Here is a 15002-nt window from a genome sequence, read left to right as displayed (position 1 = left end):
TGCTAAAAATATGTAAAAAAATCTGTTTTATCAATTCAATTTAGAGCCATAAATTTCAAATTTATTCTTTCAAATTAGTGTAATTTATTCAAATTTAAGATATAAAAAATCCGCCAATTAAGACGGATTTATCTCATCAATTTTTTATTACTTAAATTAGCTTCTCCATATGATCCGCCCACTTCTGCAACCATTCCGCACATTCGGCTTCATAATTATGCAGATTATAAGTTCCCTCAATTCCTTTTTTGGAATGCCCCAAAACTGCTTCTGCAATATCTGTAGGACATCCTAATCTGGATAAACCCGTTCTCACTGTTCGACGTAAATCATGTGGATTCCAATCATCCATATTTTTTAACCAAAGTTGCTCAGGACGATATTTCGTTTGAACTTTCTCTGGATTCTTTAATTGCCATTTCATTTCACTTAAAGACTTTTGCTGAATAGGAAGCCCTGTTCGACTCGAAGCGAATAAATATTTCTGATCAGGTTTGTAGAATGTGTATAATAAATTAACGCATTGGGTTGATAATTGAACATAACGCTCAGTGCTATTTTTTGAAGCTTTTAGATGCCATATACCTTGATCCAAATCAAAATCCCGCCATTCAGCATCACACAATTCTCCAGTACGGCAACCTGTCCATAGCGTTAAATAAAGGATATGTTTTTGATGGGTTGTAAATCCTGATGTTGGCAGCCAAGCCAATACACGTTTTAATTCCTGATCATTTAAAACTCGTGTGCCCTTTTTACAGGTTACTTTTAGCCTTGACTGCTTGATACTCATCTTGGCTAATAAGGCAGGATTGGCAAAATTGGCTGGAAACCGCTCTAGCCCAATAGCGTATTCATACGCTAACGTCAATTCGGACAATACCCGTCCAGCCTGTACATTAGAACCACGATCAATAATCTCTTTGGTTAAAGCCACCACATCTTTTCGAGTTACTTCCAAAGCAATACGATTACCCAAAACCCGTACTGCATCGCCATACAAGGTTCGTCGTGTTTCAGATTGACCTTTGGGCTTTCTTACCCCCAAGACCATCTTCCTTTCCCCTGTTCGAGGGTCAGTAATCCAGTGATCTTCAATCACCTCAGTCAAATACATCTCTATCATTTGCTGTACAGTGAGTTGAGACATATCTTTTTTTGCAAGCTCTTGTTCAATCTGTTGCTGGAGCTTTTCCTGCTCTTTTTTATGTTTGGGACAAATCCCCTGATTCCTTTCAGCTTTTAAACGAATGAGCTCTATTCTTGCTTCCGCCAATGTCACTTGAGGGAAATTTCCGATCTTATATTGTTTGATCGAATCATCCACAGGACTACGATAACGATAGAAAAAGGTCTTCGTTCCCGTTTTGCCGCAATGCACCCGCAGCCCCACATATTCCCCAATATCAGATTTATCAGGATCACCCACTTTCATCTTCTCAATGGCTTTTGCTGAAAGTGCTTTTTTTATTGTCGTTTGTTGATCTATCGAGCCGACCATTTTAAACCTCACAAGAAGATTGAATTATTTGTTATCCTTTCAAGCTGTCCATTTTCCAATTATTGATCAGGAATGATGGCTAGTTTAAACTAAAACAACCTACACTAAAACCTACACTAATGTTTTGGCTTAGGCTGTATTTGCTTAGATTTTCTCCTACACCTTCGGATATTCTGTTTATGTTAAACACTATTAAATACATTGAAAATAAAGGACTTAATAGCAATGAATGATAATAATAGCATAGCAGACCTTTCAAACCACACACCTATGATGCAGCAATATCTCAAAGTCAAAACAGAGTATCAACATGCATTGCTGTTCTATCGTATGGGTGACTTTTATGAGCTATTCTTTGAAGATGCGCATTTAGCAGCCAAACTACTCGGCATTACACTGACTCATCGCGGTAAAGCGAGTGGGCAACCGATTCCAATGGCTGGAGTGCCTTATCATTCAGCCGAAGGCTACCTTGCCCGCTTAGTTAAATCTGGTCGCACAGTTGCAATTTGTGAGCAAGTTGGTGAAGGCGAGAACGCAGGTTCTCGCAGTAAAGCACCTATGGAACGTAAAGTAGTTCGTATTCTAACACCAGGTACTTTGACTGATGATGCATTACTTAGCAGTTATCAGTCTTCAAATCTGGTTGCTTTATGTATTCAACAAAATCAAATTGGGTTTGCATTACTTGATTTGAGTGCGGGTATTTTTAAAGTTCAACAACAAAACTATAAGCCAGAACAATTGGCAATTGAGCTAGCTCGTTTAATGCCTAGCGAGATTCTCATTGATGAAGATCTGATCGATCAAAATATTATTGAACAAATTAAAAAGAATTTAGACTGCCCAATTACTAAACGTCCAAATGTTGATTTTAATTTAAATAATGCACAAAAGACCTTATGTGACCAGTTCTCAGTTTCAACTTTATCAGGCTTTGGTCTAGATCCACTCCCTTTGGCAAAAGCCGCAGCCGCAGCATTAATTCATTATGCCAAAGAAACACAAAAAACGGCTTTACCACATATTCGTTCTATTCAAATTGAGCAAAGCACTGACTTTATTGCACTTGATCCAATTACACGGCGTAATTTAGAAATTATTGATCCGTTATTTGAACATGGCACATCTTTATTCCAACTGATTAATGACTGCCAAACCGCAATGGGTGGCCGTTTACTCAGTCGAACGCTTATGCAACCGATTCGTGATACTGCCATATTAGATGCTCGCTTAGATGCCTCAGAGCAATTATTAAAAGGCTACCATGAATCTCCTGTACGTTTAGTGCTCAAAGAAATTGGTGATATCGAACGTGTATTGAGTCGTGTTGCTTTGGGCAGTGCACGTCCACGCGATTTAGTTCAACTGCGTCAAGCATGTGCACAAATTCCATTTTTACGGCATGCTTTAGCACCTGTGCTAAAAAACCAACAATCTCAATTATTAAATCAGTTGGATAATCAATTAGGTGATTTCAAAAATCTACATCAACATTTAATGGCGGCAATTGTTGAGAATCCACCTGTGCTGTTGCGTGATGGCAATGTCATTGCCGAGGGTTATGATGATGAACTGGATGAATTACGTAAAATTCGCGATCATGCAGGGCAATTTTTAATTGATTTAGAAATTAAAGAACGCCAACGTACTGGAATCAATACACTTAAAATTGGTTATAATCGTGTCAGTGGTTACTATATTGAGTTGACACGCGTTCAGGCCGAGCAGGCACCTGCCGATTATATTCGCCGTCAAACCTTAAAAAATGCCGAGCGTTATATCACTCCAGAGCTCAAGAGCTTTGAAGATAAAGTCCTTTCAAGTGAATCACGCGCGCTTGCCCGTGAAAAGCTTTTGTTTGAATCCTTATTAGATGAGCTTCGCCAAAATATTGCTCAACTACAAATGATGAGCGCAGCAATTGCGCATATTGATGTACTGGCAAATTTTGCACATCAAGCCAGATTAAATAATTGGACAAGACCTGAATTTACGGCTGAAACCAGCATCAAAATTCAAGCTGGTCGTCATCCTGTGGTTGAAGCTTTAAATAAAGCACCATTTACACCGAATGATACGACTCTAGACCCACAACATCGTATGGCGATTATTACGGGTCCAAATATGGGCGGTAAATCGACATTTATGCGTCAGACCGCATTAATCAGTTTACTTGCTTACTGTGGTAGTTTCGTTCCTGCAAAATCGGCAAAACTGGGTTCAATTGATCGTATCTTTACCCGTATCGGTTCTGCGGATGATTTGTCGACAGGTAAATCTACTTTTATGGTGGAAATGACTGAAACCTCACAGATTTTACATCATGCTACAAGTCAATCTTTGGTTTTGATGGATGAAGTTGGTCGTGGTACGAGTACTTATGATGGCCTCTCTTTAGCTTGGGCATGTGTACTTGATTTGACGAAGCGTGTGAAATGTCTATGTCTGTTTGCAACACACTACTTTGAGTTAACCGAACTGGGTGGTGAAGTTGGTATTGATAATTATCATGTGACAGCACAAGAACTGAATGGTAATTTAATTTTATTGCACAAAGTACAACACGGTCCTGCAAGCCAAAGCCACGGCTTACAAGTTGCAAAACTGGCAGGTATTCCAGCTAGCGTCATTAAAGAAGCACAGAAACGTTTGAAAATTCTGGAAAAGCAACAGCATCAACATTTGCAAAATACAGTTCAAAATGATTTATTCAGTTCACTTGAGCATGAAATTGAAACTCAAGTTGTTGAGAAAATTGTTGAAGTGGAAGCTCAATCCCCTGCGCTTGAATTGTTAGATAAAATTGATGTGGATGATCTAACACCACGTCAAGCACTTGAACAGCTTTATCAGCTCAAAGCCTTATTCAAATCTAGCCAAGCACTCGAAAATTAAGATTAAATCATCAGCTTTGGCCCTAGATCAGAGCTGATTTTTCTAGTTATAAGATCGCAATTATATTTGTGCGCTCATTTTGCATCATATAATGTAAGAAGAAATTCGACGATTCATTAGGTTATTGAGACTTATTATCAATAAAAGTCATATAAATAAGTCCATTTCATTGATACGAATAATAAATATCAATAAAAGGAATTGTTTCTATCGGTATTTTTTGCCTAAAATACGCTATGCAAAATGAAAACCATATTTTTTAGGTAGCTGCCGCCATGACCTTTGTTGTCACAGAAAACTGTATTAAATGTAAATATCAAGACTGTGTTGAAGTTTGCCCTGTAGATTGCTTCTATGAAGGTCCAAACTTCCTTGTCATCAATCCAGATGAATGTATTGACTGTGCATTGTGTGAACCAGAATGTCCAGCAAATGCGATTTTCTCTGAAGATGAGCTACCTGAAGGTCAGGAAGTGTTTATTGAATTAAATGCTGAATTATCAGAAAAATGGGCAGGCAACAACATCACTCAAATTGGTGAACAACCTGCTGATCGTGAAGAATGGAATGGCAAGCCAAATAAATTGCAATATTTAGAAAGATAATCATAGAAAAGACCAGCATTAACTGGTCTTTTTTTATACTCGAATCACACATTTCTTTGCAATTGCACCATTATTTGTGCGTTATTTTGCATTAAAATAATTCATCTATTACTTATAGATTGTGAACTGCTTTTTTATGATGCGAAATAAATTACAGGGTCTCTTATCATTTTGTATCATCCCTGTGATGATGGTCGGTTGTGTCAGTTCAGCCACTAAAGTGAATCAAAATCAAGATAAAAGAATTTACATTCCTCAAGAACAAGTTACTTTTACTCGCCCAATTCCAAATAAAGTTGAACCAAACTCTTATCGCCAATGGCTCAATCAAGGTGAAAATTACGCGCGCGTCCGCGAATACGAGCAGTTTTTAACACGCAACAATGTGGCGCATATTATTCCAAGTTTTGAATTACTTCGTACTGCACGGGACTGGCAAAAATGTGGTCGCTCAGAATATATGGTGCCAAATCGTGAGCTATGGAATAATTCACTTTCAACCTTACGGGTCTTTAAATATTTAATCGCTGCTAAGATTTTAACTGATTTCGAAGTCACTTCTGTTTACCGCGATCTACCTTTAAATCAATGTGCAGGTGGTGCGGGTTCTTCTAAGCATTTGTTCAATTCAGCAATCGACTTCCGTATCGGGCCTGAGGTTCCACAACCGCAAGACTATGCATATATTGAACAGACCAAATTTAAACTATGCCAATTTTGGATCCAGCATGGGCAGAGTTTAAATCTTGGAATAGGCTTGTACAGCTCTGGCCAAATTCATATCGATACGCAAGGTTATCGAACTTGGGGGCCTGACCTCACCCGAAATAGTTCAATGTGTAACTTCTAATAAACGATAATTTAAATCGATAAGAGATCTAAACGGTCTCTTTTTTATTTCAATGATAGTGATTAATTCAGTAATCAAATTGCACTCTAAGCATAAATGTTTAAAATGCAGCTAACAGATTCATAGGTAAACTTGATTATGCAACAGATGTGGACCGACATTGATGACTATATCAATTCACATTTAATTCCCACAGACCCAAGACTTCAACATGCATTAGACAATACCGATACTCAGGGGTTTTCTAATCATTTGGCTGTTGCGCCTAATCAAGGCATGTTTTTGCAAATGTTGATTCAGATGAACCAATGCAAACGGGTACTAGAACTAGGAACTTTTGGTGCCTACAGTACTATTTGGCTTGCAAAAGCATTACCTGAAGATGGCTATCTACTCACGGTAGAAGGTCGAGATACTCACGTCATTATTGCTCAGGAAAATATCGATTTTGCCAAGATGCCAACCAATATCGAGCTCAAGAAAGGTCGTGGTGCAGATATTATGAAGCAACTCATTGCTGAAGGCAGTGAACCCTTTGATTTGATTTTCATTGATGCCGATAAACAAAGTTATCGTGAATACTTTGAATTAAGCTTAAAGCTTTCTCACTCAGGTACGATTATTGTACTTGATAACGTCATTCGTGCAGGTGCGATCTTAGATGAGAATAATAAGAAGCCTAGTATTGAAGGCATTCGTGAAGCATTCTCAGCATTAAAAGATCATCCTCAACTGCTCTCTTGCACTGCTCTACAAACAGTAGGATCTAAAGGGCATGATGGTTTTGCAATTGCAATCGTAAAATAGAGATCAAAAAACAATCTAAAATTTTTAATTATTTAATATCAATAACTTATATTTATCCACAATGCTTTTCCATATAGTTATCCACAGTAATTGCGGATAACTATATGGAAGAAAATGAATCACTTAGCTACGAGTAAGGGAACATTGGCATTTCGGAAGATCGTTGTAGTAATACTGCCTAAGAAAAATTGATGAATTTTACTATGGCTAAAAGCACCTAAAACAATGAGTTGAATATCATGTTCTCTTTGATATTCAAGAATATTTTGGGCAACATCCCCGTATCGATAAATGGGTATAACATCTAAACCCACATCTTTTAAATATTTTTCTGGCTCTGCCAGCATTTCTGGGTGATCACCGATATAAAGTAAATGACATTGTAACTTTTTCAATAAATCACTTTGTGCTATACGTTGCAGCATTTTTTGACAGGTCGGTGAATACTCATAAGCGAAAATAAAACGTTTCGGTGGTTCAAAATGCTCTCCCACAGTAATCACTGTACAGTTTGCACCACGAATAAAGTTTTCCACGTTACTGCCAATTGGCTTATTCTTCTCGGCCGCCCGTTCACCCACACGCCCGATAATGACAACATCATTCTCTTTTAAAATATTAAAGCTCTGTTCAAGAAAATCGCCTTTTTCCTGAATCTTGGTACTGGTTAAACCATATTGTTTTTCGATCAGCTCAGAAATATGTTTCAGTAAGTTATTACTGTAGTCGAGTGCGAGTTCACTTTGCTTTTGCTCAAGCTCAGCCAGCTCCTTGAGCAACATGGCATTACTTTCAAAACCAATGACACCGCTGATTTCACCTAAATGATAGCTTGCTGGATAATAGTCCAGAATTTGCAACAATACTAATTCTCTTTGCGTTTGCTTCGCCACCCATGCGGCTGCTTCAGCAACAGCATCAATACAGGGTGAAGAATCAATACATGCAATGACACGGTTCATGTTCGCCTCTCTTTAAGTTTAACACCTTAGGTCTTCTACTTGTTTTTAACTTATCACAGATCAAAGTATGGTGGGTTAAATTTATGTATAGAATCTCATGAGCTTTTAATTGATTTTATTCAGTACGATAACGAATCAATCTAGCTGGATTACCTGCCACAATTGCAAAATCTTCTATATTTTTAGTAACCATACTATTCATCCCCACAACCGCATGATGTCCAATTTTCACGCCATCTTTTATACCAACATGAGCCCCTAACCATACATCTCGCCCAATCTCAATTCCTTTGGAGGTAACAGCTTGCTGGTATATTGGTCGGTCTAAATCCATGCCATGATCAAACGCATATAAATGACTATAAGCAGCTATTCGAACCTGATCATGCAGCTTAATGCCTGCACGTCCACCATCTAAAATACAGTGGTGATTGATCGCGACTTCACTACCAATCTGCAACGGCCCATGCAAGGTACAATCTGCCGCAATAAAAGTATTATCTCCAATCGTGATCTTGCGCCCACGCTCAGCAAAAATATGTGCTAAAGGGGAAATAAAACAATTTTTGCCAATCTCTATTGTTTCCATTTCCATCAAATAAGCTTGATATTCAGCTTGCCATGCTTCGGCCCATTCTCGATGTTTAGGCTTAAGTGACCAGTACAACCAAGGCATATAATTCAAACGATGCTTATGTTGTTCTCGATACTTTAATAAAGGATCAGTTGTCATCTTCTTGTTCCTCTATCACCTTAAGCGATTCACGTCCACGTGTCACATCTTGGAGCTTATGCCTTAAAGGCTCAATTTGATGTACTTGTAATCGTGCTTCAATAAGAACACCTGTTTCAGTGTAACTTTCTTGATATTCAATCTGTTGTTGGATCAATTCATATTGGATAATTGCCCATTCATTAAATAAACAGGCAAATTGAATCTGTTTTTTCTCAATCAATTCAATTTTTTCAGCGAGTAATAAACACTGACCTGCACATCCACCATACGCTCTGACCAAACCACCTGTACCGAGCTTAACACCACCATACCAACGATTGACCAATACAATGATATTGGTTAAATCATTACCTTCAATGGTGGCAAGAATGGGGCGACCTGCGGTGCCAGAAGGTTCGCCATCGTCATTAAAGCGTACATGGTGTCCAATTTTCCATGCCCAGCATTGATGTGTAGTTGAAGTATCTTTGGTGTGTTCTAGAAAATTTTTAACTTGCTGCTCATTCTCAACAACTGCGGCAATCGCTTGGAAACGACTTTTTTTAATGTCTTCTTCAAAAGTAACTGTATTCGCGATAGTGAAAGGCATAAAACATAAATACAAACCAAAAAGAGAGTATAACTTTTCACAAGACAATAAAAAACCTCACTTTAAGCGAGGTTTTTTTAAAGTATGGTACTGTTCACGGAGTGTCTCAGCATGCGTAATCGGTACCGATAAAAGTACTATAGAAAATAGCCACTTAATATCTCCATATATTTTCCATGTTCTACTATTGACGACTATATATCTGTCTTTATGCTCATATTCTTTTCATATTATTATCGTTTAAAAGCACAATCATTCTACTCACTTTTTCCAACAAAAAACTATGCTCTTTCAGCTAATTCGGACACACTTAAGTGTTTGTTTTTTTGTAAAATAGTTTCGTAATAATGCGCAAACAACAGCATAAAATAAAAGTAAAAATTAATTAAAAATCAATCATCTAAAAATTAAAACCTTTTAGTTTTAAATGCATTAATCACGTATCTATTTATTATTCATAATAATTTTAGATAAAAAAAGAACCAATAAATGGTTCTCTCATCTCTTGATTGAATTTGATTCAAACAACAAAGTCATCACCTAGATACACTTTACGTACTTGCTCATTATCTAAAATTTCTTGCGGAGTTCCTTCTGCTATCACAGAACCTTCACTGACAATATAAGCTTTTTCACAAATTGCTAAGGTTTCTCTTACATTATGATCAGTGATTAAAACACCAATTCCTCGACTTTTCAATGTCTGGATAATATCTTTAATATCACCTACAGAAATTGGATCGACGCCTGCAAATGGTTCATCTAATAGCATAAATTTGGGATCAGCGGCCAACGCACGAGCAATTTCAGCACGGCGACGTTCACCACCAGATACACTCATTCCTAACGAGTCTTTAATATGATTAATTTTAAAATCATTCAATAATTCAGTTAAACGTTGCTGTCTTTGCTGTTTATTTAGATCTTTACGCGTTTCCAAAATTGCCATGATATTTTCGGAAATTGTGAGCTTTCTAAAAATTGATGCTTCTTGTGGTAAGTATCCAATACCTTTACGTGCCCGCTCATGCATCGCTAGATCAGATAAATCTAAATTATCTAAATGGATTTCACCCTTATCCATCCGAACAAGTCCGACAACCATATAGAAACTTGTGGTTTTACCTGCACCATTTGGTCCAAGTAAACCAACAATTTGACCGCTTTGCATCGTAAATGAAACGTCTTTTACCACCCACCGTTTACTATAGTTTTTAGCTAGGTGTTTAATACATAAAGTTTGTGATTGCTGTACTGATTGATCCATTAATCACGCGCCCCTGGAGAACTTTTAGAACTTGATGGCGGAATAATAATTTGAACTCGATTTGATGAAGAACCTTGTGCCTCTACATCACCTTTGTTCATACTATATTTCAGACTGTTACCACGAATACTAGAGCCATCTTGATATAGATACGCCTTACCAGTTAAAGTAATAATTCCTGTATCGGCATTATAAACAATGGTCTGCGCTTCACCACGCGCTAAACCTTTTTTAGCATCTATTTGCTGCTGAAATTTTGCCAACTGACCTTTAGCTGTAATCGTTTGTATTTCTTTTTTGCTATTCAATGTCGCAATAATAGAATCAGCCTGAAGCTTCATCGTGCCTTGCTCGATCACTACGTTACCCGTATAGGTTGTTACACCCGTTTTATCATTATAGGTTGCACGATCAGCAACCAATGATAACTGTTGGCTACGGTCTGATGGCAAAGCAAAACTTGAAGCCGAAGAAAATACTACAGCGGCAATACAAGTGACCTGTTTTAGGAAAGTGAAACGAAATTTAGAATTAAAAGCTTGGCGCATACTTTCCTCGAATTTTGTAGAATTCATATTGACCATTATTCAAATTTGCCTTTAGACCTTGACTAACAAACTCAGAACTTGGCGTTTGTACAGTGACTGAGTGTTGTGTCTCTAATTCTCTGGTTTTTGGATATCCTGTGAGTTCATTAGTATGAAACTCCATTTTCCCCTGATCAGACAATTTAGTTGCAACGACATTGCCTTGTAATATGATCTTTGTATTATCGTCATAGGCTTGTGCTTGTTTTGCATAAAACGTTGCATCAGCCTTACCCTGCTTGTACATCACGGCATTTAATTGATCAAGTTGGGATGTTTTCTGCTGCATATTTTGCTGCAACTGTTTCACCTCAGCCCGAACGTATAAATTACCCTGCTCATCAGTCTGTGTTAAGTGAACACCCTGCGCTGAATAAGTCATATTTTTCGCTGAATCAACATCCAACTTTTTTGCTTTGCCGCTGTAATAATAATAGCCACCACTTAAAGCAGCAATCAAAACAGCGACAACATATAAAACCTTGGTATCCATAAACAGAGTTACCTGACCTTTGGGTAATTCACGCTACTATTAATGTGGTACAGCTAAATATTTTGCAAGTAGCTCTTGGTAAACGCCTTTTGAACATAAGAGCATATCGCATACTTCTCGAACTGCGCCACGTCCACCCATCGCTTGAGTGACTAAATTTGCACGACGACGAACTTCCTCATGACCATTGGGAACAGTAATACTCATGCCAGCAATCGCAAATGCAGATAAATCAGGCCAGTCATCGCCCATATATAAACAATCTTCAGGTAAAATATTTAACTGAGCACATGCTTCACGTAATGCCACACCTTTATCTTCTCGCCCTTGAAAAATAAGATCAACACCTAAATCTGTCATTCTTTTTTCAACAATATTGCTCTTACGTCCAGTGATAATAATCACTTTCATTCCTGCTTGTTGAACCAATTTCATACCTAACCCATCACGAATATCAAATGATTTAAGTTCATCACCTGAGTTTGTTAGGGTTACAAAGCCATCGCTTAAGATTCCATCCACATCAAGCACTAATGCTTGTAAATGACGTGCTTGTTCTTGTAAAGCATAAGATGCCATGGCTTAATTTACTCCTGCCTGAATAAGGTCATGCATACTAATCACACCAATCACTTTATTGGTATAATCAACAACTACAAATTGATTAATCTTTCTCTCATGCATTTTTTCCAATGCTTCCACCGCACGGGCTTCTTGAGAAATAGTGAGTGGATTTTTGGTCATAACTTCAGCAACTGGGAGGTTTACATCAAAACCTTGCTGCTGATCAATCATTCGGCGTAAATCACCATCAGTAAAAATACCTAATAAAATATCGTTCTCATCAACAACCGTGGTAAGACCCAAACGTTTATCTGAGATTTCATATAACACCTTGTTCATCGGTGTATCAGGTTTAACTTTGGGTAATTCAGTCCCTGTATGCATCAAATGTTTTACATGCAAAAGTAAGCGTTTACCTAATGCTCCCGCAGGATGGGAACGAGCAAAATCATCTGCGGTAAAACCACGCGCTTCCAACAATGCGACGGCTAATGCATCGCCTAAAACAAGTGTTGCAGTCGTACTAGATGTTGGTGCTAAACCTAGAGGACAAGCCTCATCCGCCTCACCTAATGTCAGTGCAACATCCGCATTCTGTGGCATTGGTCCTTTATCATCACGACTGATAGTAATTAATGGTACACCTAGATGTTTGATTAACGGCATGAGCATCATGATTTCATCACTTTTGCCTGAATTTGAAATCGCGATTAATACATCACCTCGAACCAACATACCCAAATCACCATGCCCCGCTTCACCTGGGTGCATAAAAAATGATGGTGTCCCAGTTGATGCAAGTGTCGCTGCCATTTTTCGACCGATATGACCTGATTTGCCCATACCCGTCACAACAACACGCCCTTTACACTGCAAAAGAATTTCACAGGCACGATCAAAACTTTCATTAATTTGTGTTGCAAGAACTTCTAAGGCTTGTTGCTCAATTCGCAGGGTCTCTAATGCGCTTTTTTGAAAATTTATGGCTTGTGACATATGAGTTTGACCCAGAATAATACGCTATCCACCTGAAGGTGGATGATTTTAATCAAAAGAATGATACTGATTCTAGCATAATTGAAAAATATGCACGTTTCTAAATGTAGTAGTTTTCATCAAAAATGAAGAGAGATTGAACTTATGTTAATTGCTAGAATCTACTAAGTAATAAAGTATATACCCTGAATAGACTCAACGACCTGCTTTCACTTCATCTTCAAAACATTGCTTTAAAGCAGCTTCGCTAGAAAATCCATATTTAAATAATCTTGAACCAGCAAAATCAAGCAATCTCCATAAATCAAAACCATTGATCTGCCCCTGCTCTCCAAAATAAAAATCTACGGCACCTCTAGGTAATTTAAGCTTACAGCCAAAACCATGTTTAAAATATGGAATACCTCCTATCAATTTACCAAGTTGAGGGATATCCATACATGCCCATTCAATATTTGTAATAGGTTGCTTTATACCAAATCCTTGCATAAGAGCTAGAACCTCACATACTGCACTTTGATGAGCAAGAATGAGACATCTGAGATTGCTATTCATCATAAACTCGAGAGTAAAAAATCATAATATGCGATATTGCTAAAAAATAGGCATTTATAAAGTCAATCACTCCTCCATTTTTTTCACCTGATAACTTTATGAAATACAATGCATACGTTATGATGAATCACGATTTTTGTAGAGTGTTTGAAAACCCTTATGCAACCTTTTGTTCTATATAATTCTGAGCAACGTAAAAAAGTTGAATTTGTCCCACGTCAAGAAGGTCAAATCGACATGTATGTCTGTGGTATGACTGTTTATGATTACTGTCATATTGGGCACGCTCGAGTTATGGTTGCATTTGATTACATCATCCGCTTCTTACGCAGCCAAGGCTGGAAAGTTCGCTATATTCGTAACATCACGGATATTGATGACAAAATTATTGCGCGTGCCAATGAAAATGGCGAAAGCATTCAACAACTCACGGCTCGTTTTATTGATGCAATGAATGAAGATGCAGCTAATTTAGGCTGTGCAGCACCAGACGAGGCACCAAAAGCAACTGAATATATTGATCAAATGCAAAATATGATCAATACACTGGTTGATAAAGGTGCTGCCTACCCCGCTGCCAATGGTGATGTGTATTTTGAAGTGACTAAATTTGATAAATATGGTCGCTTATCAGGTCGTAAATTGGACGACATGCAAGCAGGAGCATCAGAACGTGTCGATGTCGAAGTAGACAAGAAACATCCATTCGACTTTGTACTTTGGAAACATGCCAAAGAAAATGAACCTGCATGGGCTTCACCATGGGGCAATGGCCGTCCAGGTTGGCATATCGAATGCTCTGCAATGTCGACTTGCTGCTTAGGCAATCATTTCGATATTCATGGTGGTGGCTCAGATCTCATGTTCCCTCACCATGAAAATGAAATCGCACAAAGTGAAGCATCAACAGGTGAGCAATATGTAAATTATTGGATGCATGTTGGTTTTATCAATGTTGATGGCGAAAAAATGTCTAAATCTTTAGGCAACTTCTTTACCATTCGCGATGTCATGGAAAAATTCCATCCCGAAGTGATTCGTTACTTTATTGTCTCATCTCATTATCGTAGCCCTGTCAATTTCTCTGATGTTGCATTAAAAGAAGCAAAGACCACACTCAGTCGTTTTTATCATTCATTTAAAGCTTATCAGCAAGTTTATGGTCAAAAAACAGTTGAAACTTTAGCGCAAGATCTTGTTGAACGCTTCAACAGTGCAATGCGTGATGATTTCAATACTGCGGAAGCAATCGCAGTACTATTTGAAATCAATAAAGAATTAAATCGTGCAGTTAAAGAAGAACATGCTGAACAAGCAACTGTTCTTTATTCAACGCTACGTTATCTGACGAACATTCTTGGTCTAGTGCAATATGATGTTGAAGATTTTTTAAAGTCTGATATTGGTCAAGAAGCGCTTAATCTCTCTGATGTAGAAATTGAAGATTTTATTCAACAACGTGTTGATGCAAAAAAAGCTAAAGATTTTGCAAAAGCCGATAGCATTCGTCAGTCTTTACTCGATCAAGGTGTCGTTTTAGAAGATACTCGCCAAGGCACAATTTGGCGACGTGCTGATTAATTCAACACTCA

The 15002-nt window shown here is 37.9% G+C and carries 15 protein-coding genes; 5 read left to right on the top strand and 10 right to left on the bottom strand.

All coding sequences use genetic code 11. The features are described from left to right. Positions 1 to 151: 151 nt before the first annotated feature. Positions 152 to 1501 carry a site-specific integrase gene (locus HYG88_RS11650; protein WP_178883138.1) on the bottom strand — a complete coding sequence of 450 codons (1350 nt, stop codon included), beginning with the start codon at positions 1499 to 1501 and terminating at the stop codon, positions 152 to 154. A 225-nt stretch (positions 1502 to 1726) separates the two neighbouring features. On the opposite strand from HYG88_RS11650, the gene mutS reads away from it, so the two are divergent. From mutS to HYG88_RS11630, 4 genes are all read left to right on the top strand, one after another. Continuing rightward, on the top strand, positions 1727 to 4399 hold the full coding sequence (gene mutS / locus HYG88_RS11645; RefSeq protein ID WP_178883137.1) for a DNA mismatch repair protein MutS: 2673 nt from the start codon (positions 1727 to 1729) through the stop codon (positions 4397 to 4399). A gap of 275 nt (positions 4400 to 4674) precedes the next feature. Further along, positions 4675 to 5004, top strand: coding sequence for a ferredoxin FdxA (gene fdxA / locus HYG88_RS11640; RefSeq protein WP_178883136.1), 330 nt, complete (start codon positions 4675 to 4677; stop codon positions 5002 to 5004). A gap of 136 nt (positions 5005 to 5140) precedes the next feature. After that, on the top strand, positions 5141 to 5854 hold the full coding sequence (locus HYG88_RS11635; protein WP_087543920.1) for a D-Ala-D-Ala carboxypeptidase family metallohydrolase: 714 nt from the start codon (positions 5141 to 5143) through the stop codon (positions 5852 to 5854). 138 nt (positions 5855 to 5992) lie between these two features. Further along, positions 5993 to 6661, top strand: coding sequence for an O-methyltransferase (locus HYG88_RS11630; RefSeq protein ID WP_005157533.1), 669 nt, complete (start codon positions 5993 to 5995; stop codon positions 6659 to 6661). A 119-nt stretch (positions 6662 to 6780) separates the two neighbouring features. On the opposite strand, the gene HYG88_RS11625 is transcribed toward HYG88_RS11630, so the two are convergent. The 9 genes from HYG88_RS11625 to HYG88_RS11585 form a co-directional block, all read right to left on the bottom strand. Then, on the bottom strand, positions 6781 to 7623 hold the full coding sequence (locus HYG88_RS11625) for a universal stress protein (protein WP_178883135.1): 843 nt from the start codon (positions 7621 to 7623) through the stop codon (positions 6781 to 6783). Positions 7624 to 7738: 115 nt separating this feature from the next. Next, positions 7739 to 8356 carry a DapH/DapD/GlmU-related protein gene (locus tag HYG88_RS11620; protein ID WP_005157536.1) on the bottom strand — a complete coding sequence of 206 codons (618 nt, stop codon included), beginning with the start codon at positions 8354 to 8356 and terminating at the stop codon, positions 7739 to 7741. Further along, a complete protein-coding gene (locus HYG88_RS11615; RefSeq protein WP_034602625.1) occupies positions 8346 to 8948 on the bottom strand; it encodes a YigZ family protein in 603 nt (200 codons plus the stop codon). Before HYG88_RS11615 ends, HYG88_RS11620 begins: the two co-directional genes overlap by 11 nt. Positions 8949 to 9468: 520 nt before the next feature. After that, entirely contained in the window at positions 9469 to 10215 is a 747-nt protein-coding gene (lptB, locus tag HYG88_RS11610) for an LPS export ABC transporter ATP-binding protein (protein WP_004663024.1), read from the bottom strand. Further along, positions 10215 to 10763 (bottom strand): lipopolysaccharide transport periplasmic protein LptA, encoded by a 549-nt coding sequence (gene lptA / locus HYG88_RS11605; RefSeq protein ID WP_005157541.1) that lies wholly within the window; start codon positions 10761 to 10763, stop codon positions 10215 to 10217. Before lptA ends, lptB begins: the two co-directional genes overlap by 1 nt. After that, positions 10747 to 11295, bottom strand: coding sequence for an LPS export ABC transporter periplasmic protein LptC (gene lptC, locus HYG88_RS11600; RefSeq protein WP_005157542.1), 549 nt, complete (start codon positions 11293 to 11295; stop codon positions 10747 to 10749). Before lptC ends, lptA begins: the two co-directional genes overlap by 17 nt. 39 nt (positions 11296 to 11334) lie before the next feature. Beyond that, entirely contained in the window at positions 11335 to 11874 is a 540-nt protein-coding gene (locus HYG88_RS11595; RefSeq protein WP_005157544.1) for an HAD family hydrolase, read from the bottom strand. Positions 11875 to 11877: 3 nt separating this feature from the next. Then, entirely contained in the window at positions 11878 to 12855 is a 978-nt protein-coding gene (locus HYG88_RS11590) for an SIS domain-containing protein (RefSeq protein ID WP_005157546.1), read from the bottom strand. Positions 12856 to 13050: 195 nt separating this feature from the next. Then, positions 13051 to 13410 carry a hypothetical protein gene (locus HYG88_RS11585; RefSeq protein WP_005157549.1) on the bottom strand — a complete coding sequence of 120 codons (360 nt, stop codon included), beginning with the start codon at positions 13408 to 13410 and terminating at the stop codon, positions 13051 to 13053. Positions 13411 to 13569: 159 nt separating this feature from the next. Here HYG88_RS11585 and cysS point away from each other — a divergent pair, with 159 nt between their 5' ends. Then, positions 13570 to 14991, top strand: a complete 1422-nt coding sequence (gene cysS, locus HYG88_RS11580) for a cysteine--tRNA ligase (RefSeq protein ID WP_005157553.1) — start codon at positions 13570 to 13572, stop codon at positions 14989 to 14991. Positions 14992 to 15002 lie beyond the last annotated feature (11 nt).

This window comes from Acinetobacter sp. SwsAc4 (assembly GCF_013391535.1).
Classification (GTDB): Bacteria; Pseudomonadota; Gammaproteobacteria; order Pseudomonadales; family Moraxellaceae; genus Acinetobacter.
The sequence above is the reverse complement of the archived record's forward strand: the minus strand, read 5'-3'. Positions and strand labels throughout refer to the sequence as shown.

What these genes read in the sequence shown, in the direction of transcription:
- HYG88_RS11650 (WP_178883138.1), bottom strand. Translation starts at nt 1,501, where the DNA reads ATGGTCGGCTCGATAGATCAACAAACGACAATAAAAAAAGCACTTTCA.
- mutS (WP_178883137.1), top strand. Translation starts at nt 1,727, where the DNA reads ATGAATGATAATAATAGCATAGCAGACCTTTCAAACCACACACCTATG.
- fdxA (WP_178883136.1), top strand. Translation starts at nt 4,675, where the DNA reads ATGACCTTTGTTGTCACAGAAAACTGTATTAAATGTAAATATCAAGAC.
- HYG88_RS11635 (WP_087543920.1), top strand. Translation starts at nt 5,141, where the DNA reads ATGATGCGAAATAAATTACAGGGTCTCTTATCATTTTGTATCATCCCT.
- HYG88_RS11630 (WP_005157533.1), top strand. Translation starts at nt 5,993, where the DNA reads ATGCAACAGATGTGGACCGACATTGATGACTATATCAATTCACATTTA.
- HYG88_RS11625 (WP_178883135.1), bottom strand. Translation starts at nt 7,623, where the DNA reads ATGAACCGTGTCATTGCATGTATTGATTCTTCACCCTGTATTGATGCT.
- HYG88_RS11620 (WP_005157536.1), bottom strand. Translation starts at nt 8,356, where the DNA reads ATGACAACTGATCCTTTATTAAAGTATCGAGAACAACATAAGCATCGT.
- HYG88_RS11615 (WP_034602625.1), bottom strand. Translation starts at nt 8,948, where the DNA reads ATGCCTTTCACTATCGCGAATACAGTTACTTTTGAAGAAGACATTAAA.
- lptB (WP_004663024.1), bottom strand. Translation starts at nt 10,215, where the DNA reads ATGGATCAATCAGTACAGCAATCACAAACTTTATGTATTAAACACCTA.
- lptA (WP_005157541.1), bottom strand. Translation starts at nt 10,763, where the DNA reads ATGCGCCAAGCTTTTAATTCTAAATTTCGTTTCACTTTCCTAAAACAG.
- lptC (WP_005157542.1), bottom strand. Translation starts at nt 11,295, where the DNA reads ATGGATACCAAGGTTTTATATGTTGTCGCTGTTTTGATTGCTGCTTTA.
- HYG88_RS11595 (WP_005157544.1), bottom strand. Translation starts at nt 11,874, where the DNA reads ATGGCATCTTATGCTTTACAAGAACAAGCACGTCATTTACAAGCATTA.
- HYG88_RS11590 (WP_005157546.1), bottom strand. Translation starts at nt 12,855, where the DNA reads ATGTCACAAGCCATAAATTTTCAAAAAAGCGCATTAGAGACCCTGCGA.
- HYG88_RS11585 (WP_005157549.1), bottom strand. Translation starts at nt 13,410, where the DNA reads ATGAATAGCAATCTCAGATGTCTCATTCTTGCTCATCAAAGTGCAGTA.
- cysS (WP_005157553.1), top strand. Translation starts at nt 13,570, where the DNA reads ATGCAACCTTTTGTTCTATATAATTCTGAGCAACGTAAAAAAGTTGAA.